This is a genomic window from Bacillus sp. TH25 (assembly GCF_016650935.1).
Classification (GTDB): Bacteria; Bacillota; Bacilli; order Bacillales; family Bacillaceae_G; genus Bacillus_A; species Bacillus_A mycoides.
This window is the reverse complement of record NZ_JAEKEU010000009.1, coordinates 427,838-454,825: the sequence shown is the minus strand read 5'-3', so window position 1 is coordinate 454,825 and position 26,988 is coordinate 427,838. Positions and strand designations below refer to the sequence as shown.

At 35.2% G+C, this 26,988-nt stretch carries 25 protein-coding genes and 1 other annotated feature; of the genes, 10 read left to right on the top strand and 15 right to left on the bottom strand.

Annotation, left to right across the window (positions count from 1 at the left end; genetic code table 11):
- Positions 1-10 precede the first annotated feature (10 nt).
- Entirely contained in the window at positions 11-367 is a 357-nt protein-coding gene (locus JFT89_RS06845; protein WP_002126339.1) for a DUF3992 domain-containing protein, read from the top strand.
- A gap of 24 nt (positions 368-391) precedes the next feature.
- Here the strand turns inward: JFT89_RS06845 and brnQ3 are convergent, their stop codons facing one another.
- Complete coding sequence (gene brnQ3, locus JFT89_RS06840; RefSeq protein WP_201039693.1) at positions 392-1,747, bottom strand: branched-chain amino acid transport system II carrier protein BrnQ3; 1,356 nt, start codon at positions 1,745-1,747, stop codon at positions 392-394.
- A 57-nt stretch (positions 1,748-1,804) separates the two neighbouring features.
- Positions 1,805-2,063, bottom strand: a binding site (T-box leader).
- Positions 2,064-2,325: 262 nt separating this feature from the next.
- Here brnQ3 and JFT89_RS06835 point away from each other — a divergent pair.
- Positions 2,326-2,535, top strand: a complete 210-nt coding sequence (locus tag JFT89_RS06835) for a hypothetical protein (RefSeq protein ID WP_000880630.1) — start codon at positions 2,326-2,328, stop codon at positions 2,533-2,535.
- 39 nt (positions 2,536-2,574) lie between these two features.
- On the opposite strand, the gene JFT89_RS06830 is transcribed toward JFT89_RS06835, so the two are convergent.
- On the bottom strand, positions 2,575-3,351 hold the full coding sequence (locus tag JFT89_RS06830; protein ID WP_201039692.1) for a class I SAM-dependent methyltransferase: 777 nt from the start codon (positions 3,349-3,351) through the stop codon (positions 2,575-2,577).
- 108 nt (positions 3,352-3,459) lie between these two features.
- Here JFT89_RS06830 and JFT89_RS06825 point away from each other — a divergent pair, with 108 nt between their 5' ends.
- Positions 3,460-4,311, top strand: a complete 852-nt coding sequence (locus JFT89_RS06825) for a YhfM domain-containing protein (RefSeq protein ID WP_002064477.1) — start codon at positions 3,460-3,462, stop codon at positions 4,309-4,311.
- 183 nt (positions 4,312-4,494) lie between these two features.
- Here JFT89_RS06825 and JFT89_RS06820 read toward each other — a convergent pair whose 3' ends face one another.
- Positions 4,495-4,692 (bottom strand): hypothetical protein, encoded by a 198-nt coding sequence (locus tag JFT89_RS06820; RefSeq protein ID WP_000776287.1) that lies wholly within the window; start codon positions 4,690-4,692, stop codon positions 4,495-4,497.
- Positions 4,693-4,844: 152 nt separating this feature from the next.
- Between JFT89_RS06820 and JFT89_RS06815 the strand changes: the two genes are divergently transcribed.
- From JFT89_RS06815 to hmpA, 3 genes are all read left to right on the top strand, one after another.
- Positions 4,845-5,942, top strand: a complete 1,098-nt coding sequence (locus JFT89_RS06815; protein WP_002064479.1) for a site-2 protease family protein — start codon at positions 4,845-4,847, stop codon at positions 5,940-5,942.
- 114 nt (positions 5,943-6,056) lie between these two features.
- Positions 6,057-6,575, top strand: coding sequence for a hypothetical protein (locus JFT89_RS06810; RefSeq protein ID WP_002064480.1), 519 nt, complete (start codon positions 6,057-6,059; stop codon positions 6,573-6,575).
- A 223-nt stretch (positions 6,576-6,798) separates the two neighbouring features.
- Positions 6,799-8,007, top strand: a complete 1,209-nt coding sequence (hmpA, locus tag JFT89_RS06805; RefSeq protein ID WP_002064481.1) for an NO-inducible flavohemoprotein — start codon at positions 6,799-6,801, stop codon at positions 8,005-8,007.
- A 29-nt stretch (positions 8,008-8,036) separates the two neighbouring features.
- Here the strand turns inward: hmpA and JFT89_RS06800 are convergent, their stop codons facing one another.
- On the bottom strand, positions 8,037-8,549 hold the full coding sequence (locus JFT89_RS06800; protein WP_002064482.1) for a Crp/Fnr family transcriptional regulator: 513 nt from the start codon (positions 8,547-8,549) through the stop codon (positions 8,037-8,039).
- A 170-nt stretch (positions 8,550-8,719) separates the two neighbouring features.
- Between JFT89_RS06800 and JFT89_RS06795 the strand changes: the two genes are divergently transcribed.
- Positions 8,720-8,947, top strand: a complete 228-nt coding sequence (locus JFT89_RS06795) for a hypothetical protein (protein ID WP_000883004.1) — start codon at positions 8,720-8,722, stop codon at positions 8,945-8,947.
- Between the two features lie 293 nt (positions 8,948-9,240).
- On the opposite strand, the gene JFT89_RS06790 is transcribed toward JFT89_RS06795, so the two are convergent.
- From JFT89_RS06790 to JFT89_RS06780, 3 genes are all read right to left on the bottom strand, one after another.
- Entirely contained in the window at positions 9,241-10,041 is an 801-nt protein-coding gene (locus JFT89_RS06790; protein WP_002086690.1) for a sulfite exporter TauE/SafE family protein, read from the bottom strand.
- Between the two features lie 117 nt (positions 10,042-10,158).
- Entirely contained in the window at positions 10,159-11,157 is a 999-nt protein-coding gene (locus tag JFT89_RS06785) for an inorganic phosphate transporter (RefSeq protein ID WP_002030715.1), read from the bottom strand.
- Positions 11,158-11,168: 11 nt separating this feature from the next.
- Positions 11,169-11,789: a DUF47 domain-containing protein gene (locus JFT89_RS06780; RefSeq protein ID WP_000231445.1), complete on the bottom strand. Its 621-nt coding sequence runs from the start codon at positions 11,787-11,789 to the stop codon at positions 11,169-11,171.
- A 311-nt stretch (positions 11,790-12,100) separates the two neighbouring features.
- On the opposite strand from JFT89_RS06780, the gene JFT89_RS06775 reads away from it, so the two are divergent.
- A complete protein-coding gene (locus JFT89_RS06775) occupies positions 12,101-14,143 on the top strand; it encodes a transglycosylase domain-containing protein (protein ID WP_201039691.1) in 2,043 nt (680 codons plus the stop codon).
- A 118-nt stretch (positions 14,144-14,261) separates the two neighbouring features.
- On the opposite strand, the gene JFT89_RS06770 is transcribed toward JFT89_RS06775, so the two are convergent.
- From JFT89_RS06770 to JFT89_RS06760, 3 genes are all read right to left on the bottom strand, one after another.
- Complete coding sequence (locus JFT89_RS06770; RefSeq protein ID WP_016094467.1) at positions 14,262-14,690, bottom strand: hypothetical protein; 429 nt, start codon at positions 14,688-14,690, stop codon at positions 14,262-14,264.
- Between the two features lie 197 nt (positions 14,691-14,887).
- Entirely contained in the window at positions 14,888-16,840 is a 1,953-nt protein-coding gene (locus JFT89_RS06765) for a Gly-Xaa-Xaa repeat protein (RefSeq protein WP_201039690.1), read from the bottom strand.
- Between the two features lie 245 nt (positions 16,841-17,085).
- Positions 17,086-18,357 carry an ATP-binding protein gene (locus tag JFT89_RS06760; protein WP_002064486.1) on the bottom strand — a complete coding sequence of 424 codons (1,272 nt, stop codon included), beginning with the start codon at positions 18,355-18,357 and terminating at the stop codon, positions 17,086-17,088.
- 159 nt (positions 18,358-18,516) lie between these two features.
- On the opposite strand from JFT89_RS06760, the gene JFT89_RS06755 reads away from it, so the two are divergent.
- Positions 18,517-19,365, top strand: a complete 849-nt coding sequence (locus JFT89_RS06755; RefSeq protein WP_016094464.1) for a DUF72 domain-containing protein — start codon at positions 18,517-18,519, stop codon at positions 19,363-19,365.
- A 213-nt stretch (positions 19,366-19,578) separates the two neighbouring features.
- On the opposite strand, the gene JFT89_RS06750 is transcribed toward JFT89_RS06755, so the two are convergent.
- The 4 genes from JFT89_RS06750 to deoD form a co-directional block, all read right to left on the bottom strand.
- Positions 19,579-19,773 carry a DUF3924 domain-containing protein gene (locus JFT89_RS06750; RefSeq protein ID WP_001094860.1) on the bottom strand — a complete coding sequence of 65 codons (195 nt, stop codon included), beginning with the start codon at positions 19,771-19,773 and terminating at the stop codon, positions 19,579-19,581.
- A 120-nt stretch (positions 19,774-19,893) separates the two neighbouring features.
- Positions 19,894-20,424 carry a tyrosine-type recombinase/integrase gene (locus JFT89_RS06745; protein ID WP_000806230.1) on the bottom strand — a complete coding sequence of 177 codons (531 nt, stop codon included), beginning with the start codon at positions 20,422-20,424 and terminating at the stop codon, positions 19,894-19,896.
- A gap of 107 nt (positions 20,425-20,531) precedes the next feature.
- Positions 20,532-22,343 carry a sensor histidine kinase gene (locus JFT89_RS06740; protein WP_002030723.1) on the bottom strand — a complete coding sequence of 604 codons (1,812 nt, stop codon included), beginning with the start codon at positions 22,341-22,343 and terminating at the stop codon, positions 20,532-20,534.
- 201 nt (positions 22,344-22,544) lie between these two features.
- Complete coding sequence (gene deoD, locus JFT89_RS06735) at positions 22,545-23,252, bottom strand: purine-nucleoside phosphorylase (protein WP_000110707.1); 708 nt, start codon at positions 23,250-23,252, stop codon at positions 22,545-22,547.
- A 173-nt stretch (positions 23,253-23,425) separates the two neighbouring features.
- Between deoD and JFT89_RS06730 the strand changes: the two genes are divergently transcribed.
- The gene (locus JFT89_RS06730; RefSeq protein WP_016094462.1) at positions 23,426-24,220 is read left to right on the top strand and encodes a hypothetical protein; all 795 of its coding nucleotides are present in this window, start codon (positions 23,426-23,428) and stop codon (positions 24,218-24,220) included.
- A 4-nt stretch (positions 24,221-24,224) separates the two neighbouring features.
- On the opposite strand, the gene mprF is transcribed toward JFT89_RS06730, so the two are convergent.
- Positions 24,225-26,813, bottom strand: a complete 2,589-nt coding sequence (mprF, locus tag JFT89_RS06725) for a bifunctional lysylphosphatidylglycerol flippase/synthetase MprF (RefSeq protein ID WP_016094461.1) — start codon at positions 26,811-26,813, stop codon at positions 24,225-24,227.
- Between the last annotated feature and the right edge of the window lie 175 nt (positions 26,814-26,988).

Genomic DNA, 26,988 nt, shown 5'->3' with positions numbered 1-26,988 from the left:
GAAGGAAGCTTTGACTATATATGGTCAAAGCTTTTTATTGACGGTTATTTATGTAAGCGTTATCATTAAGGTGTTAACAGTACATACAAAGGGGAGAGAATGTATGTTAGTCCAAACGATATTTGGAATGGATGAAACGAAAAAATTAGGTAATTATGTGAATGCGTTGCAAGCACTTTGTGAACAATATGATATTGAAACAGATCGTATTGCAATTATTGAGGCAACAGAAGAATATTATTTATTTCTAGTGAAGCAAGAAGATTGCTATGATGTTGTAAAAGTAGAAACAGTGGATACGAATATTGATTACTATACGAAGGCTTATAAAGTAAGTAGCTTTAATCATACTTCTTATCAAATGTAAAAAACTCCCGAAATGGGAGTTTTTTTATGATACTTTCGATTCAGGTGAATGCTCCGTTAATGGTACTGTTTTTGCACCACTTAATTTTGCGATAGCAAAACCGATAATAGCCCCAACTAACGCTGGTACTAACCAGCCAATTCCTTCATTATATAATGGAATAAACTCAAAATAAGATGTGATAAATGAAACAGGAATATTCCCTTGTTTTAATCCGTCAAAAACGCTAACAACTGCTGTTCCGATTAAAGCACATACATAAACAGATCGATAGCCACCGAAATATTTATGAAGTAATGATAATAACACGAGTACAATTGCAACTGGATATACAACAAGTAAAATAGGAACAGAGATGGCGATAATTTTTGTTAAACCTAAGTTGGCAACTAATAATCCTAACAAGCAAATGACACTTGCTAACATTTTGTATGAAAATTTTGTCAATAATGTTGAGAAGTATTGACTGCACGCAGATACAAGTCCAACGCATGTTGTTAAGCAAGCAAGTGTAACGATAAGAGATAACAGAATTAGACCATATGGACCGAATAATTGTTGTACGATAACGGTAAGTAGCTGTCCTCCATTTTTTGCGTATCCGAGAGAGACACTAGTTGTACCGAGCCAGCCAAGTGCACCATATACAAGTACGAGACCAGTAGCGGCAATAAGTCCTGCTTTTGCTGTAGCGATGGCAATTGATTTACGATCACTCACACCTTTTGAGCGAATTGCATTTACAACGATAATCCCAAATGCAAGTGCTGAAATGGTATCCATCGTTAAGTATCCTTCCATAAAACCTTTGAAAATTGGAGAAGTTTGATACTCTTGCATGGCTGGTCCAGATTGCCCGAGGGGTGTAAATACACTCTTAACGAATAATAAAAAAATAGAGAATAATAAAATAGGTGTTAATACACTTCCGATACGATCGACGAGCTTAGAAGGGTTTAAACTAAGCCAAAATACGATAGAAAAGAAGATGACTGTGTATAAAAATAGCACTAGGCTGCTAGAGCGAATAGTTTCTGGTAAGAAAGAACTAACCCCCATTTCATAAGCGACATTAGCAACACGTGGGATGCCCATAGATGGACCGATTGCAATGTATACAACTACCGTAAAGAATATTCCGAATAATGGGTGAACATGACTTGCAAGTTGTTGCATTCCATTTCCTGATAGAGAAATAGCGATAACAGTAAGTAGTGGTAAGCCGACTCCTGTTAGTAAAAAACCAATCATTGCTGGCCAAAAGTTTTCACCAGCATTTTGTCCAAGCATAGGAGGGAAAATTAAATTTCCTGCCCCAAAAAATAAAGAAAATAGCATAAGGCCTGTGAAAAAAACATGTTTTTTTGATACAGTGTTCATTGTTTTTCCTCCTTTTTTGTAAATTCATTGTAAGAACACAAAAAACTCGTCCCTAAAGAAAGGGACGAGTTATATTTACCCGCGATACCACCCTAATTTATACATGTAGAAATAAATCTATATGTATACGGCTTTGCAACGTACAACATGATACGTGTTCCTTGTAACGGGGGACATCCGGTAAGAACTTACTTTAGCATTCGGTTCTACTTCTCGGAGATGATTTTCGATTAAGCACTGAACGTTGGCTTTCAGCAAATCGCCAACTCTCTGGGGAACAGTCCTATAACGTACTCGTTCTCGTCAATGAATTTTAATTCAAGTATTCTGACAGTATTTTCACACGTTTTTTTTAGAAAGTCAACATATTTTTTGGGAAATACACTTTCCTGTAGAAATATAGCTGAGAATATAAGGGTTAATACTATTTGTAAAAATGCTGTAAAACATTATAGAGAATTGTAAAGTTTATGGAGAAAATCGATATTTATAGGAGTAAGGAAGGAATTGTTTGAATTTGCAGAGAATAATACAACAATCCACTTGCTGGAAAGAACAAACCAAAAGAGGTGACTGAAATGCTTGCGATGGGAGTATTATTTGGCATTATTGCTATAATTGGTTTTATGTGGTTATATTATTCGCGTTCGTTTAAACAAGCAGAAGTTTTACTCTTTCAAAAAGGTAGTTTGTTGACAAATCAGTCTAGATATTTAGTATGTCCGAAGTGTGGAAGTGCACAGGCCAGGAGTGGAGGATATCAAGAGTGTTGCAAAATTAGATTATGAAAGAAGGAAGCCTCACATTACTTTGTGAGGCTTCCTTCCTTACAATTTTTTCGCGCTCCAAATTGTCCAACGATCTCTTTCGATGATAGGAGAGACGTTTTGTAATGCCGTTTGGATATGATGTAGAAGTTGAGAAAGTTCATTATCTGTTAGTTCATATAGAATGGATCGGCCTGTTCGAGGAGATAAATCTTGTAGCAAAACCTCTACAGAATCATGTACTTTTCGTACTTCCCATTGTGTTTGTATGGGGAACGCTTGAAGAGAATATTGTTGTAATTCTTGCTGAATAGTAGTGGTTTTTGGTCTTCTTTTCGCTTCTGTTTCAATGAGTTTTGGAAAGACAGAGAAAAAATATCCACGAAGGTGTTCAGGACTTCCTGGGATTATACAATCTTCAATGGTCCGGTCTTGTAAAATAAGTATACCGTCTTTTTTTAATATGCGAGAAGCCTCTCGTATAAATGTGGGAATATCATGCAAATGATGAATGACTGCACGAGAAATGACAAGGTCGAATGTTTCATTAGGGAATGAGATATTATGTGCATCACCGTGAATGAATGAAATGTTTGGGAAGCCGTTACAATTTTCTTTTGCAGCTTGTAATATTTCTTTTGAAAAATCAAGCCCAATAACACTTTTGGCTCCCATAAGAGCAAGTTCTTTCGTGTAAATGCCGCCACCACAACCTATATCAATTACTTGTTTATTTTGCACATCTACAATATTGTTTATTGTTTCCTGCCATGAAATATGTGCGTTACGACTTGCATACGTATACTTATTATTTGCATCATGAAAATTAATGGACATTGTAAAATCCTCCCTTCAGTTTATAGTATAGCTCATTCTATATAATGTAACGTTTTTGTTTTATGCATGAGGATTATAAGAATTTCTTATTGGAAAAGGAGAATCGATTTGAAAGGGAAATATTTAATGATTTTATGTGTTATTTTACTCGCGTCGTGTGGTCAATCCGAGCAAAAGAAAGAACCGAAACAAGTAGAGGAGACAGTGAATGAAATGAGAGAACCATTACAAGTAACTGTTATGCAAAAAGGTAAAGAAGAAAAAAATTTAAAGAAAATGGATGCGGAGTTGGTGGTGGATATTATAAACAAAGCGGAAAAACAAGAAGTAACGGGTAGTTTTGGTGAACCGGAATATGAAATACAAATTAGTAGTGATGGAAAAAAAGAAACATATTATGCATGGTTAAGAGGAGAAGATCGCCGAGGATGGATTCAATATAAGAAAGATATGTATATGCTTAACGAAAAAGATACGGAAAAGCTTTTGGCTATCTTTCCAAAGATTCCAGAACAAAAAGAAGATGAGATGCAGGTAGGTACTTTAACGGAAGTAACAAAAAAAGACATGCAGATTACTGCGTTTCATATTAAAGCAGGTGATCAAAAAATGAATTATACAGTACGTTATACGATTTCACAATCACTATATAATAAGTTAGCAAAGGAACAAGAATATTATTTGCAATTAGTTTTCCCGGAAAAGGTTCAAAAATTAATTGGCGCAAAAGAGAGTGAAATAATTTTAGCTGAAAAAGTAAAGGAAGGGTATAAACAGTATGAATTGAATGTTACTGTTCCGATAAAAGATGCTTCAGAATCACAATTAAAATCACTAGAAACCTATTATGATAATCACGATTTGCAAATATTAAATAGTAAGAAAGAAAAAGTAGGAGCATTTCAAAACATTATTCAAATTGTTAAAGAGTATGGTGAAAAAATGAATTTACAAAGATAAAGTGAAATTTTAATCAGTGGGGGCATCCCCCGCTGATTATTAGCACGACTCCTACCTAAATTCTTTGCTCCAGCCGAATTTTGAGGTGGGATTCTTACTGCCCGTAAATAGCGGGCAGTAAGAATCATAAAGTCTATATGGCCTTTCCTAGGAAATGATAATAGAGGGGAAAGATCCCCTCTATTATTTTGCTTTTGCAGATGGCTCATTCATTGATTTTCGTGTAATTAGAAAGGAAATCATAAGAGCAGAAAGAATAATAAGGGCTATAAATAAGTGATTTGGCAACCAATCTAATAATAATACGTAGCTGACGGTATAAAAAATAAGAGTTGAAGCTAAAAACGATAGAGCGCCTATCATAAGAGATTGTAATTTCATTTGTATTTACCTCCTTTTATTTTTATTTTTGGCTAAAAATGGATGGAATAAACATTATTTCTAACAATAGAAAAAAATATGTCATAATAGAGAAAAAGAATAAGTTTTGATGAGTGTATATGGCTCAATAAAGCGAGATAAAGGAGAGGAATATGAAAAATAATAAAAAAGGATTATGGGGAGTTATAGTTGCAATAGGGTTATTTTTACTATCTAAGTTAAAATGGGTATTTGCAATTTTTAAGTTAGCAAAATTTTCAACAGTATTTAGTATGTTTTTATCGCTTGGTGCATACGCAGTCATATATGGTTGGAAGTTTGGGGTAGCACTCGTATATTTATTGTTTGTACATGAGATGGGGCATTTATGGGCAGCGAGAAAGAAAGGGATACCAACATCGCCAGCAATCTTCATACCATTTATGGGAGCTCTTATTGGGATGAAAGAGATGCCGAAAAATGCAAAAGATGAAGCTTACATTGCATATATGGGACCTCTTTTCGGATTGCTTTCATTTTTACCCGCGATCCCACTGTATATAATCACGAAAGAGCCGTTTTGGGCGCTTATTATTTTACTTGGAAGTATGATTAATTTCTTTAACTTAATTCCAGTTTCTCCATTAGATGGTGGACGAATAATTTCAGTTGTAAGCACGAAAATTTGGGGAGCAGGGCTAGTTTTACTACTCGGCTATTCTATTTACTTTAAAAGTATTTTAGGAGGATTTATTTTTATTATCGGCTGTATGGAACTATATAGAGTAATAAAGAGAGATGAGCCGATTAAGGAATTAGGATATAAAATCGATGGAATGAAAGAATATGCTGCTAGGCTTGAAGAGGAATTAAAAGAAACTGGTGCGGTGCATCGAACGATTTATATGATTCACCATGAAATGAATGTATTAAGACAAAGAGAACGTGAAAAAGAATTAAAAACAGGAGAACTTCAAAAGATTGAAGTGCTAGAGTACCTTTTACCAAAATTTGAGCCACTTGATTATGTCCCATATGAAGATGAAAAAGAAATGCATACAATTCATATAAGAGAAGCATTTGAAATGTCAGAAAGAAAATTAAATGAATGGGAAACAGAAAAGGAACAACAAGAAAATTATTATACAGTCGATACGAAAACGAAATGGACAGTATTTGCTTGTTATATCGGATTAATGGCTATACTCGGTTATACAGCTTATGAAGGTTATGTTGTTTTACAAGAGCATTTACCAAGGAGAAGTTTGTAGAAAAATAGTGTCGAAATGAAAAGGAGGATTTAAACAGGAATTACATTTCTACGAGAGAATGTTACAAGTGTAACAGTACATTGTAATATTCATAGTAGAAAAGGGGTTCTGTATATGAAGAAATTGTTAAGTGTATTGGTAACTATTACTGTAATGGCAATAGCGAGCTATAGTCTTATGAAAGTACTATTATATTATGCGAATAAGTCTGCTGGAGTAAATACAGTAGCACAAATAGAAGAGGTGCAAGAGAAGAAGAAGCCACTCGATTTTGTTCGTACGACACATGAAAGTTATAATAATTTCTTGAATTATGGCAAGGCAGAGAAATATACAGATGGGGATTGGAAACATTTTAAACAATGGTTTCAAGAGCAAGAAGCCTCTTTAAAAAATATACATAAAGAAATAAAAAATGAAAAAATAAAACGCGATGTGAATAGAAGTTATGAAATTGTAAAAAAAGGTGTGGAGCTTCAGAATATGGAGTATGTAATCTATGCTCATCGCGTATATCATGACTTGGATATACTTATGAATAAATATAAAGGTGAAACGAATATATGGGGGTATACAGAGTTTGGAAACGGGCAGAATATAAAAGTAATTGAACAAGCAATACAAACAAAGTAGTAGGCTAGCTAGATTTCTAGTTAGCTTTTTTTTTGAGCACAATTAATGGGGGCTAATAATTAGTAGCGGATGGTAGCACATCACTATTTAAAATTTATTTAATATGTGCATTGTTCATATATTTTTCACAAAAACACCATGTTAATAGTGATTAAAATCACAATATGTATTATACAATTCAGTTAAACTAAAAACAGTTAAGGAAATAGAGGAGTGGGATACAATGTTAAGTGCAAAAACAATTGAAATCGTAAAGTCAACAGTACCGTTATTACAAGAAAAAGGCGTTGAGATTACAACGAGATTTTATCAAATTTTATTTTCGGAACATCCGGAGTTATTGAATATTTTCAACCATACGAACCAGAAAAAAGGAAGACAACAACAAGCATTAGCAAATGCTGTTTATGCAGCTGCAATGTACATTGATAATTTAGAAGCTATTATTCCAGTTGTAAAACAAATCGGTCATAAGCATAGAAGTTTAGGTATTAAAGCAGAGCATTATCCAATAGTAGGTACATGTTTACTACGAGCGATTAAAGAGGTCGCAGGCGCACCTGATGAAGTTTTAAATGCATGGGGAGAAGCGTATGGCGTCATTGCTGATGCATTCATTAGCATTGAAGCGGGTATGTATGAAGAAGCTGAACATAAAGAAGGTGGGTGGAAAGATTTCCGCAACTTTGTGATTGTTAAAAAAGTGAAGGAAAGCGACGTTATTACATCATTTTATTTAAAACCTGAAGATGGCGGGAAAGTTTCTTCATTCATCCCAGGACAATATGTAACGATTCAAATAAATATTAAAGGTGAGACATATACACATAATCGTCAATATAGCTTGTCTGATGCTCCAGGAAAAGAATATTATCGTATTAGTGTAAAGAAAGAAAAAGGTGTAGATACACCAGATGGTAAAGTATCTAATTACTTACATGATCATGTAGGGGAAGGGGATGTCTTACCAGTAAGTGCACCAGCGGGAGATTTCGTATTAAATATGGAGTCAACATTACCTGTTGTACTAATTAGTGGTGGAGTAGGTATTACACCGATGATGAGTATGTTAAATACGTTAATTGAACAAGAATCAAAGCGTAATGTATGCTTTGTTCATGCGGCGATAAATAGTAATACACATGCGATGAAAGAGCATGTTGAGACAGTAGAAAAAGAGTATGAACAAGTTAAAGCATATACTTGCTATTCTTCACCGACAGAGCAAGATGTGGAAATGAAGAATTTTGATCAAGAAGGATTCATTGAACGTGAATGGTTACAAACTATTATTCCAACGACTGAAGCAGAATTTTATTTCTGCGGTCCAGTACCATTTATGAAACATATAAATGCTGCATTAATTGATTTGGGTGTTAAACAAGAGAACATTCATTATGAATTTTTCGGTCCCGCAGCAAGCTTACAATAGGTTAACGTTGCCAAGCAAAAAACGAGGTATTATTTTACCTCGTTTTTTGCTTGTTCTCTAAGTAAGCGATTTACTGTTTCGCGGCGTACACCTATGAGCTGACCAATTTCAGTTTGTGTTAATATTTCATAAATAGGGATGTCACCTAAATAAAAGGTGAACCACTCTTGTAAACGATGAAGGCGCTCTTTAGGAGAGACAGTTGTCAATTGATCGATACGCTGTTGCATCATTCTTAATTTCGATTGTAATTGCATAGCGATATTTTCATAAGATGCAGGATTTGCCTGAAGTTTGTCGTACCATTCATTGCTAATTATAGGCTCCACTTCTGTTTTCATTAAAGCGATAGCTGTACCGTGATATTCCTTCGGTGAAATTAAAGAATGGTGAGGTATCGTTTCACCAGGAACGATAATATTAAATAAAAATGGTGTTCCGTCTTCTTCTAACCGAATAACTTTTAATAAACCTGTTTTTATAAAATATAATGGACCGTCCTCACCTTGACGGAATAATACATCTCCCTTATGTAGAATCAATGTTAGCCCCCCATTAAAACATTTCTATTTCTTATATTTTAGCGTATATGTATAAAGACAATATGCTTTTTAAACAGCAATTTCATTGACGAAATGTATGCTATTACAGTAGTATACTATTTAGTGTGTAATAGTACTAGCAATGAATACGCTGTAGGGGGTTTAGTATATTGTTAGATGCGATGAAGATGACGGATATGAGAATTCCGGCGAATGCTATCATTCATGTAGAAGAGATGAAAGGTGGAGTCGTTTTATCCGTTGAAATAGACGGCCAAATTATTTATACGATGGCTTATGATGAAGAAACAGATAGTTATGCTGAATTATATGATCGAAACGATAAGAGGGCGTGCCAAGTACATGAAGACTTTATGGGATGGTCACTTCTTCACTAAAAAGATGTCAATATGACATCTTTTTTTATTGAATCGATAGATTATACAAAGAAATGAAATATAAGGATAAAATTTGTAATAAATGATTTTGCATTGTTAGCGCTTTGTAACTGTAAGATAACTGTTTTTTCGCTATCATAAAGATAACAGTCATAGCTATAGGAGTGATCAACTTGAAGAAATTACATATTTCAAATTTTATGCTATTAAGTGTTTGTTTAGTTTTATTTGTTCTCCTAGGAGCCTTTTTATATTCATGTGTATAAGAAAAAACGCATCCTAGAAAGAACGCGTTATAAAAATGAAGTAATGATTAATCTAGTTCCAAGAATAATTAATGTGATACGTAATAAATTAATTACTGCATTACCGCTTAATTTTGTGTTAATATAAGCCCCGATTTTTCCGCCAATCCATGCACCAGGAATAAGAATTAATGCATAAGCCCAGCTGACATTTCCTAGAGAGATGTGAGTTAAAGAACTTACAATTGCTGAGAGAAATACGATAAACATTGAAGTTGCTACAGCAATGTGTGCTGGGAACGCAAAAAGGAGCATCATCGCTGGCACAAGTAAGGCACCACCACCGATTCCAAATAATCCGGATATAAATCCAACTATAAAGGCAATAAAGATAGCGAGAAATGGTGGAAATTGATAGTCTACAGTATTTCCTTCGTTATCTGTAAAAGATCGCTTAATTACAGTCATATTTGATAGGGAAAGAGGTTTCAATTTGTCTCGTAGTATAAGAAGAATGGAGACGAATATAAGAAAAATCCCAAAGTATAAAGAAAATGTATCTTGGTTTAAAAATTTGTTTGCCCATGATCCGATAATACCACCAGGGCCACTCCCGATAAATAAAATAAGTCCACTTTTATAATCTACCCGTTTATGTTTCATATAAGTAAGGGTAGAAGCCAGCCCTGTAAAAACGACTGTTACCATAGAAGTTCCTACTGCGAGTTGTGGTGATAAACTGTGTAATCCAATTAATAACGGAACGATAATAATTCCGCCTCCAAGTCCGACTAGGCTCCCGACTGTCCCGGCGATTAATCCGATGAAAAGTAACATGATGTATTCCAAAATTGCCAACTCCTCTATATAACTTATCCATCAATCATTATACACGCTTTTTAATAAGAAATAGGCTCGTTCACAAAAAAGTCGTCTTCCTAGAAAAATAAGGAAGACGACTTTTGATTAAAAGATTAAGTGTAATAAGTAGTAAAATAATGCAGCTAAAGAAGCTGAAATAGGAAGTGTAATAACCCATGTAATTAACATGCGTTTTGCAGTTCCCCATTTTACACCTTTCACGCGATGTGAAGCACCAACTCCTAAAATAGAAGAAGAGATAACGTGCGTCGTACTAACCGGTAAGTGAATAAATGTTGCGCCGAAAATAACAAGTGATGATGATAAATCGGCAGCTACACCATTTACAGGACGAATTTTCATAATTTGTCCACCGACAGTTTTAATAATTTTCCAACCACCGACAGAAGTACCAAGACCCATTGCGATTGCACAAGATAATTGTACCCAGAAAGGGATATCGCCAGAAGTATGATAGTTATTGGCCATAAGAGCCATCGTAATGATTCCCATTGCTTTTTGTGCATCATTCGTACCGTGCGTATAAGCTTGCAATGCAGCGGTGAAAATCTGGAATATACGGAAGTTCTTGTTCGTTTTCGTTAAGTTAAAGTTTTTAAATACCACTTTAAAAATACTATATACGATGTAACCAATAACAAAAGCGATAATCGGTGAAATGATTAAAGCTTCAAGAATTTTTATAAACCCTTTATAGTTTAATGCGCTAATACCAGCAGCAGCAATTGCTGCACCAGCGATTGCGCCAATGATTGCATGCGAAGAACTACTTGGAATGCCATAGTACCAAGTGATCAAATTCCAGACTATTGCCGCAAGCAAAGCAGCTAAAATTACAAGAGAACCATTTTGCAAGGCAAACGGGTCAACAATATCTTTTGTAATCGTTTTTGCTACACCTGTAAATGTCATCGCACCTAAAAAGTTCATAATAGCTGCCATAACAATTGCATGTCTAGGCTTTAGAGCTTTCGTTGAAACAGCCGTTGCAATAGCGTTTGCTGTATCGTGAAATCCATTGATAAAGTCAAAAGCTAAAGCGCAAATGACTACTAAAACGGTCAGTATCAAGAGTGTATCCATGATCAAACTCCTTACGCGTTCTTCATAATGATTGTTTCTAATACGTTTGCAACGCTTTGACAGCTATCAGCTACTTCTTCAAGCTCTTCGTAAATCTCTTTAAATTGAATAATCTTAATCGGATCTTTCTCACGAGAGAATAAGTGCTTAATCGCATGACGGCGAATATCATCACATTGTGACTCGTAATCCTTAATTTTAATCGCATTTGTACGAATATCGACTAATTTCTTTTTAGATAGTAATTCAACAGAGTTTGCAATTTCAATCGCACATTGATTAATTGCTTCTACAAATTTAATCATGTATTCATCAGCTTCTGTAATAGAATACATTTCGAATAGACCAGCACTATGATCTAATCCGTCTAATACATCATCCATACTCATTGCAAGCTGTAGGATGTCTTCACGTTCAATAGGAGTAATAAACGCTTTGTTTAGCTCCATAATGATTTCGTGAATGAATGAGTCACCTTTTGACTCATACTCTTTCATGCGCATAGAAAACTCTTTTAAATCGCTAGCATTTTTAATTTTATACTCCACGAAAAACTGCGCGCCTTCTTTTAAATTTTCGGAAACATTCATTAGCATTTCAGAAAATTTATCTTTCTTTGATTTAAAGACCATTATTGTTACCCCCACAAAAGTAATATATGTAAAATATATTGGCTAATCAATTCTAACAAAAAACTGTCGTTTTTTAAAACATTTTATCGAAAAGTTTACAAAAACTTAACATAACTCTCATTGTTGTATTAATAATATTAATACTGAATAGTGAATATCTTACTTGTAGAATGTCCTTTTCTTGTGAAAAGTATGAATGTGAAAGAAAAGCTTTACACTATAGGAACGAGTACGTTATTATAATAAATTTAAAAGGAGGTATATTCTTCCTTTTAAAAAGAAGAGTGTAAACAAATGAAGGAAGTGAACGAATGAAATTGAAGAACACTCACTTTAAAAAAACGCTTGAGTGGTTCAATGAGAGGAAGAAACTACGCAATTCATTAATTATATTGGGAAGTTTACTTGTTACTCTATTTATTGTTGTAAATATAATAATTTCCATTCAAGATATATCTGAATTAAAACAAGCTGTTCCACAACCGACTTTAATTTATGATGCAAATAATGAAGTTGCGACTAAATTAGCTTCTTCTAAAACAGAAGGGGTCAAAAGGAAAGATATTCCTGATATTATGGTTCAAGCAATTGTTGCAGTAGAAGATAAGGAATTTTTTAGTCATCATGGTATTTACTATAGTGGAATTATAAGTGCTGTATTTAAGAACATTACAGCCGGTGAAGTTGTTGCAGGTGGTAGTACAATTACACAACAACTTGCGAAAAATGTATTTTTAACGCAAGACCGTACATTCTCGCGTAAAATAAAGGAATACTTTCTAACGAAAAAAATAGAACGTACTTATACGAAAGATGAAATTGTTGAAATGTATATGAATCAAATTTATTTTGGTGAAGGTGCTTGGGGGATAAAAAGAGCAGCTAAATCTTATTTTGATAAAGAAGTAAAAGACTTAACGATTTCAGAAGCCGCAACGATTGCAGGATTAATTAAAGCGCCATCTGCGTATTCGCCGTATAAAAACTTTAATAAATCAATTGAAAGACGTAATGTCGTATTAGGTTTAATGAAGGAGCAAGGATATATTTCTGAAGAACAATATAATCAGGAGAAAGAATCAGGTCTTGTATTACGACGTGGTGTTGACGATAAATATAAGGGAAAATATTCTCAATACGTAGATTATATTGTTAGAGAAGCGATGGACAAGTATGAATTAACACAAAATGAAATTTTAGCAGGTGGCTATCGTATTTATACGGAACTTGACTCGAAAAAACAACAAGCGGTTGAAGATGTTGTGAATAATGATAGTTATTTTAAAGATAGCGGCTCAGATCAGCTTATGCAAACTGGAGTGGTCCTTATGAATCCAAAAACTGGAGGTGTTCCGGCTTTAGTTGGAGGCAGAGGTCCTTATCAATTTTTACAGTTTAATCATGCAACACAATTAAAAAGACAGCCAGGTTCAACGTTAAAGCCTCTTGCAGTGTATGTACCAGCGTTAGAACAAGGATATGAAGTATACGATGTCTTAAAAGATGAACCGTTTAATATTAAAGAATATGCACCACAAAATAGTGATCATACGTTCCATGGTAATGTGACGATGTATGAAGCGGTGGCAAAGTCATATAATGTTTCAGCAGTTTGGCTATTAGAGAAAATTGGATTAGATAAAGGATTGAAATCTTTAGAGCGGTTTGGTATTCCATTAGAGCCTGAAGACCATACGTATCCGATTGCTTTAGGAGGTATGCATGTAGGGACTTCACCATTTGTAATGGCTCAAGCGTATAGCGCACTTGCAAATGATGGTGTCCAAGTAGAAGCTCATGCCATTAGAGAAATCCAAAATGCTGAAGGGGAAACAATTGGAAAATGGTATAAGAAAGAAACTCGTGTGACGAACGAGAAAGTTGCCCAAAAGATGACATACTTATTAAAAGGTGTTATTGAAAGGGGAACAGGTGAAAAAGCGAAAGTTAATAATATCGATACCGCAGGCAAGACAGGGACTACCCAGCTTGTAAATGGACCAAGCACTGGTGCGAAGGATTCGTGGTTTGTTGGATACACACCGGATTTAGTAGGTGCGATTTGGGTAGGGTATGATAAAACGGATAGTGAGCATTATGTGCCAGGAGGCAGCCAAATTACAACGACAATGTTCCGGGATATTATGAAGAAAGCGAATGGAAATCCAACTCAAAAGGCATTTCAGTTATCACTAATACCTGAGGCTGACTACAAAAAACAATTGCAAACAATCGAAGAGGAAAAACGAAGAAAAGAAGAAGAGAAGCGAAGGAAAGAAGAGGAACAACAAAGAAAACAAGAGCAGCAAGAGTGGTTTGATAAAGTGAAAGAGTGGATTCCATCATTTTGGTAAAAGAAAGAGGCGAATAACGAAATTCGCCTCTTTTTCGTATGAAAAATAAAGTGAAACTTCAATCATTAGGGGGGGTATCCACCACTAATGATTAGCCCATACTAATCGGGAAATGATATTACTCGTTTAGTATAATGTTCGTACTGCCAAAGGATTGAGAATCGTATGTGATAATGATTTTGCCTTTACTAATAGGTTCGTAAGGTAATTCTTCTTCATAACTACCATTATTTTCATTATGGATAGAAAGCGTGATTTCATCAATTTCTCTATTTATATACTGATCTTTAATCGTTTCAGCAATTTGAAGTAGCGTTTCGTAACTAGAAGCTTTCGTAATAAGCATTCCTTTTATAACTTTTTTTTCATTATTTGTTGCATTGGAATAAGGGATGTTGCTTTGTTTTGTATACAAAAGCTTGTATGGTACTGTTTTTCTCTCTGCTTTTGATATAGTGGAATATTTTAGAGTTAAAAAAAATCCTACACATAAAATAATGCATACCATAAGAGCAATCCAAATGCGTATCAGTGACATAACTCTCATTTTCATCCCTCTTTCATATCTTTGACTTCACTATTTATCATACAAAATGAGGATTAAGATAGAGTAAATTTGAGGTAAAGAAACGTAAAGAAGGAGCACTTATCCTCCCAAATAAGTGCTCCTTTCTATATAAAAAGAGAAATTTAATCCACAGTTAAATGATGCATATTATTATAAATACGCTTATTTAGTGAAAATTAGTAAATTCGGAAGACAGTTAGTACAGCAGTTGTTTCACCTGTGTTTGGAATAGAGATAGTATTTGCTGTAGGTTGTACAGATATTGTTGTGCCTGCTGTTAAAGTGATAATCGTTGAGAAAGAAACCGCACTACCGATAACGTTAGTTGAAAAATTACGACTAGGTGGTTGGCCGTTAAACGAAAGACCGAAGCCAAATGGTGAAGAACCTGGGAAAGTTGTAGATGCAGAGAAACTAATATCGTATACACCAGTTTCTAAAACAGTTAGAGTATCAGAACCATTATAGGAGATGTTTGTTAATTCGAATGTTTCATTGAATTGTATATTGCTTCCTGGTGATACTGTTTGTGCATTTGTGTTTCCTAATACAGCTGTAGTTACAGGAATTGGAGTACCCGATGGTCCAGTAGCGCCTTGAGCACCAGTAGCACCTTGAGCACCCGCTGGACCTTGAGCACCAGTAGCACCTTGAGCACCCGCTGAACCTTGAGCACCAGTAGCACCTTGAGCACCCGCCGCACCTTGAGCGCCCGCTGAACCTTGAGCACCAGTAGCACCTTGAGCGCCCGCTGAACCTTGAGCACCAGTAGCACCTTGAGCACCCGCTGGACCTTGAGCACCCGCCGCACCTTGAGCACCAGTAGCACCTTGAGCACCCGCTGAACCTTGAGCACCAGTAGCACCTTGAGCGCCCGCTAGACCTTGAGCGCCCGCTGGACCTTGAGCACCAGTAGCACCTTGAGCGCCCGCTGAACCTTGAGCACCAGTAGCACCTTGAGCACCCGCCGCACCTTGAGCACCCGCTGGACCTTGAGCACCCGCCGCACCTTGAGCACCAGTAGCACCTTGAGCGCCCGCTGGACCTTGAGCACCCGCCGCACCTTGAGCACCAGTAGCACCTTGAGCACCCGCTGAACCTTGAGCACCAGTAGCACCTTGAGCGCCCGCTAGACCTTGAGCGCCCGCTGGACCTTGAGCACCAGTAGCACCTTGAGCGCCCGCTGGACCTTGAGCACCAGTAGCACCTTGAGCGCCCGCTGAACCTTGAGCACCAGTAGCACCTTGAGCGCCCGCTAGACCTTGAGCGCCCGCTGGACCTTGAGCACCAGTAGCACCTTGAGCGCCCGCTGAACCTTGAGCACCAGTAGCACCTTGAGCGCCCGCTAGACCTTGAGCGCCCGCTGGACCTTGAGCACCAGTAGCACCTTGAGCACCCGCCGCACCTTGAGCACCAGTAGCACCTTGAGCGCCCGCCGCACCTTGAGCACCCGCCGCACCTTGAGCACCAGTAGCACCTTGAGCACCCGCCGCACCTTGAGCACCCGCCGCACCTTGAGCACCTTGAGCGCCGGCTGATCCTTGAATACCTTGAGGACCTTGAGGTCCAGTAGCGCCTTGAACACCAGCTGGTCCCTGTGCACCTTGAGGACCTTGAGCGCCAGTCGCGCCTTGAGCACCAGTAGCACCTTGAGCGCCAGTTGCCCCTCCGCCAAGACAACCAGACCCATATTGAACTAGGATAGTTTGGATCTCTGTAATGAGTTTAACTAGTTTGTCGATAGTACAGCAATCTACTTTGAATAACTTAGCGATATATAATAAATAGTTAAGCAGGATTTGCAGTTCAACGTATAATGCTCCGCATGAGAAAGGTTTTGTTTTTAAAATAGTTAATAAGTTAGCGATAATAGAATTTCCAATCTTTTCTTGACCGGGTGATAAATCTAAGCAATTGAGGAATTTTTGTAGGTTATTTAGGATATCGATAAGTTTATCGATATTAGCTTGAGAAGGATTTTGGAATACAGCTTGAATATTTTCACCAAGGGCTTGAAGAAGTCGAACAAACTCTTTCAGTCCGAACTTAGAGATGTTAATAAAACTGCAAGCTCTTACTTCGCAACAATCATTACCATAGAATACTTTCCCTTTATTTTTGTTGTTCATCTTTTCATTCCTTTCTATATATAGAGTAAATAGACATTACTATATAATTAAATGAAAATTAAATTAAATTTGTAATGGACAATCTACCATTTCCCAAAAAATAAGAAGTTTACCTACTTAGCAAGAATAATTAAGAGATAGAGAAAAATTTATATCATTTCAAGAAGATTAAGTTAAAATAAAAAACTGCAAACCAATTGTTATATATTCCGTAACAATTGGTTTGCAGTTCGTGGAACAGTCCATCATTTGTATTGATTCATTCTTTCATGGTTTGTTTTAGATAAAGTTGGAATAGAAATAGTGAAAGTTGTACCAGCTGGATTACTAGTCATTTTTAATGTACCGTTATGATTTTGAATAATTTTCTTCGTTACTGATAGGCCCAGTCCTGTTCCTGAATCTTTTGTTGAGAAGAATGGGTCAAAGATATATTCTTGAATAGCTGGAGGAATACCAGTTCCGTTATCTGTGAAAGTAATCCGAACAAAGTTATCTAGGCGATAACTAGTGATTTGAATAGAAAGAGGTTTTTCGCCTTGAGCATCAACAGCGTTTTGAAATAGGTTTAAAAACACTTGAACAAGTTCATGGCGATCAATATGGACTAAAATATCATCTAATTCATTAGAAAAATTATAATCAATTGAAATGTTATGCAAGAAGACCTCACTTGCTAGTAGCTGTTGAATATATTCACGTAAAAATGTATTAATGGGAAACGGTTCTCTTTTAAATTCGCGTGTTTTCGATATAGATAAAAATTTTGTAATAATACTATTTGCACGATCTAATTCAGGAATAAGTAAGTTTTTAAATAATTCTTTATTTGATGGAGACACGCTCTCTTGTAAAAATTGTAAGTATCCCCGTACTGTTGTAAGAGGGTTGCGTACTTCATGTGCAATCCCGGCGGCGATTCGTCCTGCTAATGAAAATTTCTCTGCATCACGTTCTGTGTTTAAATAATGAAAAACGCTAATAACTCTAAAAATTTCTCCATTATAATCGCGAATAATTCGATTATTAATAATGCCATAGTTTTTGTCTAAAACCTCTTCATTATATATTTCGATTCCTGTTTTTAAGGTTTCAATAGCTTTAATTTTTTCTTCAGGTAAGTTAAGCAATTGTTGAATTGGCTTTCTAATTATTTCGTTTCGTATTACACCAAAATCATCTGCAGCAGCTTGATTACATAATGTAATATTCCCTGTATTATCAATAAAGGTTACATGATGTGAAAAAGCATCAAAAATATGAACAAAGTGTTTTTCAAGTTGTTCAAATAAAAATAATGAATCGCAAGTAAGTTGAAAATCAGCTTCTTTATTCTCTTTTCGTATGCTTTGAATAAAATGGTTCGTTCTTGTTTTCTTTATTTGCAAACCAATAAGTGGATTTTTATATGTGAAATGATGCGGCAATTGATTCACAAGTTCTTCATAAAAACGTACTTTATTTTCTAGTTCTTCTATTCGTTTTTCATGAGATAAAATATCATCGGTTGGAAGCATAAATAAATAACCCCTCAATTTAAAAATTCTTCCATTTAGTATATCATATTTTTATACAGATACTCTTAAGAAAGAGCTACTTAATGAATTTGATTAGCCAAGATGATTGGGAAGCCAGTGGAATGAATATCAGATGAAAGTTGAAAAGGAGGAATATGATTGTTTTTCATTGGAGTGACAGGTTGGGGAGATCATGATTCTTTATATATAGATCCCTATGAAAATAAAAATAAATTACGAACATATAGTGAACATTTTCCTATTGTCGAAGTAGATAGTTCATTTTATGCGATGCAACCGGCACGAAATTATACAAAATGGGCGATGGAAACACCGAAAGACTTTTCTTTTGTCGTAAAAGCGTATCAAGGAATGACAGGGCATATGAAGGGAGAAACTCCTTTTTCGACGTTTGATGAGATGTTTGATGTGTATAAACAATCGATTCTTCCTTTAATAGAAGCGAACAAATTAAAAATGATTTTATTTCAATATCCACCATGGTTTGATTGCAAAAAGAAAAATGTAGATTTCCTTCGATATACGAAAGACAAAATGGAGGGTTTGCCGTGTGCTATAGAGTTTCGAAATCAAACATGGTTTTATCCAAAAATGAGAGATAAAACGCTACAATTTTTAGAGAAGGAAAAATGGATTCATACAATTTGTGATGAACCGCAAGCGGGACTTGGTTCGGTTCCGCTCGTATTAGAGGCGACGGATTCAAATATAACATTAATTCGCTTTCATGGTCGAAATATTCATGGCTGGCTGGATAAAGGAGAAAATTGGAGGGCGGTTCGCTGTTTATATCGCTACAATAATAAAGAATTGGAAGAATGGGCAGAACGACTAGAGCAATTAAAAAAGAAGTCAAAGGACATATACGTATTATTTAATAATAATTCGGGCGGGGATGCAGCGGATAATGCGAAACAACTTATGAAAATAATGAACATTACATATGGTGAGCCCAAGCCTGAGCAATTAAATTTATTTGAACGATGATAAACAAGAAAGGCACTGTACAAACAGGGGGAATGTACAGTACCTTTCTATATGAAAAAGAGGGGTAACAATGTTACTGAGCGTTTGGTTGATTCATCAATTGTTGGCTTCGTAATAAATGATAATGGTTATCATTATCATTGTCAATGGTTTTTCGGAAAATATGTAAAAAATTTTTTATATTTATTTTTTGAAAAGAAAAAAGAACAGCGATTAATGCTGTTCTTTTCCATTGACGAATTGTTGTAAATCAAAAGGAGTTATCGCTTGGATAAATTCTTTTGAGATAAGTGTTTGAACAAGAGTGCTCTCAGAAATGCTAGCACCTGTTTTCTTTTCATAAGCTTGTTTTAATAAATCGAGTTTTTCAGCCGTTTCTTTCGGTAATTCAATTGTTAATGTGTTCATAATTTCTCCCCCTTACTATTAGAGTACCACTACAGTATAGGAGAGACAAGAAAAGAGAATATGAAACATAAAAAAGGTTACCAAATTTACAAATGGTAACCTTTTTATGTATAAGAGTTATTAAGCAATACCGATATACTTTAAAGTTTTGGATGGAGTACTGTGATCAAAGAAGTGTTGTAAAAATGCAATATCAACACCTGATTTGTATGCACAATAGCCCCAAGTTTTTCGAAGTGTATGTGAGCTAATCCCTTCTAATCCAACTTCTTTTGCAGCTTTGTTTAAAATGTACCATGCATGTTGTCTCGTAATAGACTTTGTTCCTTTTTGAGACTTTAATAATGGTTCATTACGTTTCCAAGTTTTACGTTCTTTCATGTAGTCTTCGATTGCGTGCTGTAAGTCTTCATTTACAGCAAACCATTTATGTTTCTTTACTTTTTCATTGTAAAATAAAATGGAATGGCGAACATTTTCGTCTTCATCGATTACATCACTAACTTTTAATTGTAAGATTTCACTTACTTTTAAGCCAGAATTTACAGCTAATACGAATAATAAGCCATCACGTTTCGAAGATTGTAAAAGTATATTTTTGATAGTTTCTAATTGTTTTTCATTTTGAATAGGTTGTCCTGCTTGTTTCATTTCACGCACTCTCCTCTTTTATATGTGTAAAGGAAAGGATTAACTTGTTTCTTACTATAAAGGGAGAGTGTGAATTTCATGTGAACTCCTAGTGAAATTAAGACAAATTATTTGACTTCTTTTACTTTTTGTAAATTAAAATAAAATACAACGCTATTAGTGGTATTATACACGCCGTATTCAGCGTGATGGAGATCTAAAATGTTTTTCACAATGGATAACCCAAGGCCAGTACCTCCAGTATGACGGCTACGAGAAGCGTCTAAACGGTAGAAGCGATCCCAAATTTTTTCAAGGCTTTCTTCTGGAATAGGATTACCTGTGTTTTCAATTTTGATTTTCACTGTATCTTCCGTTTCTATAACAGAGACGTGTATTTTTTCACCATCTGGAGTATATCGAATTGCATTGCTAAGTAAGTTTACAACGACTTGCTCAATACGGCTACGATTTGCTTTAACAAATAGAGAAGAGTCAGCATGGATGTCCACTTGTAAATGTTTTTCCTCCATGCTAAATAATAATTTTGTATAGACTTGTTGAATTAATTCACCGATCGAGAATGTCGACATTTCTAGTTTGTACGTACCTGATTCTAGTTTTGCTAATTCTAACATTTCAACAATGAGCCTGTTCATATTATCTGTCTCTTCCAAAATAACATTTGTATAATAGGTCGTATCTTTACTTACGCCATCTTGAATACCTTCAGCGAAACTACGAATAACACTAAGTGGTGTTTTTAATTCATGAGATACACCAGAAATGAATTCTTTTCTCGTTTTTTCCAATTGACGTTCGCGTTCAATATCTTGTTGTAATTTTGTATTGGCAACATTTAATCGGTCGATTCGATCTTTTAAATTTACAGAGAGTGTATTAATACCACTTGATAACCCGCCAATTTCATCGTCTGCCGTAACAGGTAACTTCTCGCTAAAATCAAAGTTGGCCATTTTTTTTGTAACACGATTTATCTTAATTAATGGTTTAACAATGATTTTTGAGTAGTAGAAGGATAACAAAATAATAACGAGAAACACGATAATTAAGGCATAGACATAATAATCTTTTAAAACGAGCATCGCTTCATTAACAGGTTGTAAAGATGCTATCACAAAAGCGTAATCCTTAATTTTTCCGTTTTCCATAATAGGCTTTACAAAGACACTGTTTTTTATATTTTCCCCACTATCTAAAATATAAGTGTTTAATTGATTTGAATTAGAAGTACCTTGTCTAATAGTGCTTGCAAAATATTCAACAGCTTGTAATGTTTCAAAATCATTTGCAAGGCGAACCTCAGATTTGGAAGGGATATGTAATTTAGATATCACACCGGTAAAACTGATCTGAGACGTAGTTTTATATCGATTTGTGAGTCTATTTTTAGAGGGGTTACCACTAATTGATTGAAAATCCGAATTGCCATTTTCATTTCGCCATCGATTATAATTAGTCGTCAGTTCTAGTGGCGTTATTATATTATCTTGTAAAAATCCCTCTACGTGAATCATGCCCTCTTTTTTTAAGCCTAAATTTTCGAATTTATTATATTCTTCGGGTGTTAAAAGATTATTAAGTGGGATGGAATAGGTTTTATTGTTATTAGGGTTAATTACCTCAATGTAGTAATTGTTTTCACTTTTAATAATGCCGTTAGAATCTAAAAATTGCATTTCAGCATTCGTTTTATCGTGAAATTCTTGTTTTAGCTTTCTGATTTCCTCAAAACTTTTGTCGCTTTTTTCATAATTATCTACGAATTTTTCAAAAGCCGTTTGAACGGTTTTTATTTTTTTATTAATATAAAACTTCTCTAAAAATAGAGATTGTCCAAGGAAAAAAAGGAGAAATATGATTGTAAATAAAGTTGATGTTAATAAAAATAGTTTAAAGACGATGCTTCTGTTCTTCACTGTTTCACCTCGTATGAAAAATACTGTAATATAAATGATTTCTTAATTATAACAAAGGTTACAAAAAAGTAGAGGGGATAAATCTGTCTCTCTCTAAAGTAGTTTTTTATAGAAAGTCACATAAAGAGACGGTACAGTGACTATAGAAGTATTTTAGCATAAAAAAGAACTCGCCAGACGTATGACGAGTTCTTTAGTGTACTATTGCTGAATTGCTGCATCTAAAGCGATTTCAATCATTTCGTTAAATGTAGTTTGACGCTCTTCAGATGTTGTTTCTTCACCAGTGAAGATATGGTCGCTTACTGTTAATACAGATAATGCATTTACACCATATTTAGCTGCTAATGTGTAAAGAGCAGTCGTCTCCATCTCTACTGCTAATACACCGTAATCTCCAAGTTTTTTAACCATGTCCATGCTCTCACGATAAAATACATCTGCTGTTAATACGTTACCAACACGAACGTGTAATCCTTTTTCTGTTCCAGCATCGTAGGCTTTCTTTAAAAGATCAAAGTTTGCAGCAGGAGCAAAATCAAAACCCGGGAATGTTAAGCGATTCATATTAGAATCTGTACAAGCCGTCATCGCAATAATAACGTCACGTACCTTAACATCTTTTTGAATTGCACCACATGTCCCAACACGAATTAAATTTTTCACTCCGTAGCTTTGAATTAATTCGTTTACATAAATAGAAATAGAAGGAACACCCATGCCTGTACCTTGAACAGATACACGCTTTCCTTTGTAAGTTCCAGTGAAACCTAACATGCCACGGACGTTGTTATAACAAGTAACATCCTCTAAAAATGTTTCAGCAATATATTTTGCACGTAATGGATCACCAGGTAATAGAATAGATTCAGCAATTTCGCCTTGTTTTGCTTCAATATGTACACTCATGAAAAATCCTCCTTATAATGTATTGATAGAAATCAATATCATTTGCATTATACACTACGACTCCTTTCAATTAAAATCTTTTTTATTTGTAATATGTGCAAAAGAGGAGGATTTCATAAATCATAATCTAGAATATATATTTAAGAGGTTTTGCATGGATAAAGACAATAAAAATGGTAGGTGATATTTTGAAAAATCTTGTCATTGGGCTTATTGCACTAGTACTTATTGTGGCAGGAGGATTTTACATAAAAAAATATCAAGAAACTGTAGAAACGACCGGAGATGTTCAAGAAGTGAAATGGGATGTGAAGAATAAAAAGGGAAATGAAAAAGTCGATATTTCGTTTCAATTGCTAAATAAAATGAATAATGAAGTTCGTGGTGTGAACGATCAAATTCGAGCAGTGATAGTGGATGGGAATTTGAAAAACATACAACAAACGAAGCCTATATTTGCTGGAAATGGATCGTATAAGCTATCTTCAGATGTAGCAAAAGGTGAAGAGTACACGATATTTTTGTATGAAGATGAAAACAAGTCCGTGGAATCATTTTCTAAGAAAGATTTTGGTGAAGAAAAAAAGGAGAAAAACAAGGACAAGAATAAAAAGAAACTACCTGTCGATACTGTACTTACAAAAAATATAGGAGAGCACCAAGTGTCTCTTTTATTTGGTGCATTACATCCGAATGAGGCAACGACATTAACATTTCAGTTTCAAGCGAAAAAGGGAGAAAAGCTGAAATTAAATTCAGGGAGAGGTGAAGTCAACGCTCTATATATCGTTGATGAAACGAGGGAACATTTTTTATATGCGATTCCTGTTGATACGGATGAACAATTACAATATCGTATTACATTTCCAGAAGAAGGAACATATAAAATATGGGGGAATTTCTATATAAACGGTAAGAAGTATGAAAAGGAGTTTAGTATACAAGTGCAAAAACGAAAAAACAGCTAAGTACTTAGCTGTTTTTTCGTTTTCCTATTAATTTTGTTACAGAGAGCATTGTAATTGGTAAAGAATGATTCTTTCGAAATGCTAAATATTTTCCACTCCATGCAGGTTTGTATTTTTCTTTAAAATGTCGTAAACCGCTGAAGCTATATGTGTAACGAACGTTATTAAATATTGCAGCAGCAACTCGTTCAGACCAGAACGATTGCGTTGATAAACCGACATTTGAGAGTGGTGCCATACCAATATTAAAGGAATGGTATTCATTTTCTTTTGCCCAGTGGAATAAGTGGATAAAAATTGCATCCATAATTCCGCTAGGGGCATCTGGATAATAACGCATTAAATCAACAGATAATATGCCACTTTGATATACTGGCATAAAGGTTGTGAATGCAATGATTTTTCCTTCTGCATCAGATAATGTAGCGATAGGGGCACGACTAATATACTCACGATCGAAGTACCCAAGTGAAAATCCTTTCTCTTTTTTTCCGCCGAGCCAAGCATCAGACACTTTCTTTAATTCCTCGTATAATTCGTCTGAGAATGGTGGCTCATGAATAGAGAATGTATAACCTTCCCGTTCAAAACGGTTGAAAGTAGCTCGCATACCAGCACGTTTCTTTCCTGTTATTGTAAAGGTATTTAAATCAACGACAGCCTCTTCGCCAAGTTTAAAGAAGTTGTAGCCGAAATCGTGGTATAAGCTCATCCATTTGCTTTCAATTTGATAGAATACGCAAATATACCCAAATCGATCAGCTTCAGCTAAAAATTCTTGCAACACAGTGCGGTAGGAGGATGGATCACCAATTGGATCACCTAGTACAACAAGACGTTTTCCAGTAATTGAAAAGAGAAGAAGTGCTTTTCCGTCACTACTGAAGAAGAACTGTTTATCTCCTAAAAAACCTAAATGACTAAGTACATTCCCGCCATGTTCATCTAAGAAGTTTTCTAACCTTTTATCATTAGCTGGTTGCCCGGGAAATTGACTACGGTAACGATTGGCAATTAGTGAACCGATAAGTAAAAAAGTAGGAACGAAAAAGGCTGCTGCTAATGCACTTCGTTTAACTTGTGTAATATTTCGAACGACAAAATCAGGTTGGAACGCTTCTTTTGCACCCGCAAATAAAATACCTAAGTTTTTATATAAATATAACGTAAGTAATAAGAAGATAAACACTTTTACGATGTCAGAAAGAGAGACTTCCATTTTCTCGCGTGCAAATCTTTTGCGAAGCATATACAACACAGCAAGTACGATTAATAAAATAAAGGTTTCTTCAATATCAATTCCTTTTAGGGTATTAAAGATTGCTGCTCCAATTAAAGAAACAATCGTCATATAGTAAGAACGCTTTGTTCCATAATATATGCCTCGCGAAAGAATCAGGAGGAGAATACCGAATGTTAATGATAAGCTAAAAGAAAATTGAATAAGATGCTTTGGAGCTAAAATATGTAAGGCGTGAGCCCGATTTATACTAGTCGGTAAAATTGTTGATAGAATAACCATTAAGCCAGCGAATACGGTTAAAGCGGCGGATGCCCATGAACCTAATTTCCCTAAAAAATCACGTTGTAAAGTCCAAATTACACCAGTTGTTTCTAATGCAGGTGCAATAAATGGTTTGTCTTCAATTTTTTTTATGGCCGCTCCTGTCATTTCAAATGCTGCAAAAATGAGACCAAGGCAGAATGGTAAGATGTAATAGACAAGTCGATATAATAACATAGCGGGTAGTAATACGCCTGTATCAACTCCGTATTGTCCTAGTCCGGTTAAGAAAACAAGATCAAATGAACCAAGGCCACCAGGGACAAGACTTACGACACCAGCTAAAGCAGCAATTACATAAACACCTAAAAACTTTTGAAATTCGATATCAATTCCAAACAATATTAAAATGACGTACATAACGATACCAGCCGATATCCACTCGACTAATGAAACTAATGAATATAAAACAGTTGGATTTTTCTCTTCTTCTTCTTCATCATCTTGTCCGTCTGTCTGTTTTGTTTTTCTATTTTTAATTTTAGAAAACCCAATATATATAGGAACGAAAAGAGCAAAGAAGATAAGAACAGGCCATAACCACGGTTTTTCGTGCAGAATAAAGCTAGTGTCTAATATCCCAATAAGGCCGAGGAATGACAGAATGGCTAATCCGTTAATAAAAGCGGTTGTCATCCAAGCAATGCTTTTAATAAGTTTCCCATTCTCTTTTATATGTGGACGATAGAGCATTGTACGTACACCGGCACCAACAAGACCACCAAAACCGATAAATCCATTTAAAGTGTTTGCAATCCATGAGATACGGAAAATCTTTTGTACAGGTATATCTGCTTTTAAGTAACGAAGCATAACAAAGTCATAAAAGAACATTGTTGAAACGGCAAATGCACCGAGTGTAATCGCTAAAAATACCCCACCAGTTGGAATGTTTTTAATTGTTTCAATTGCTTCTAAAAAAGAAATGCCCGCTAATTCTTTTTTAGCTTGAAAGAAAACAATTGTTAAGACAACAAATGGGAAGATTATTTTCCCGATTTGTAAGAAACGTTTCCATGAAAACGACATAAATACAACTCTCCTTGTGTAAGAAAACTGAGACAATAATATTATTATGACAAACTTCAAGAAAAATAAAAAGGTAAATTCCTGTATAGGGAAGCTATTTTTTATATAGGTTATATTTAAAAGAATATTTCGTTTATCAGAAAATTAAGTTAAGATAAGATGGAAGAAGGAAGAG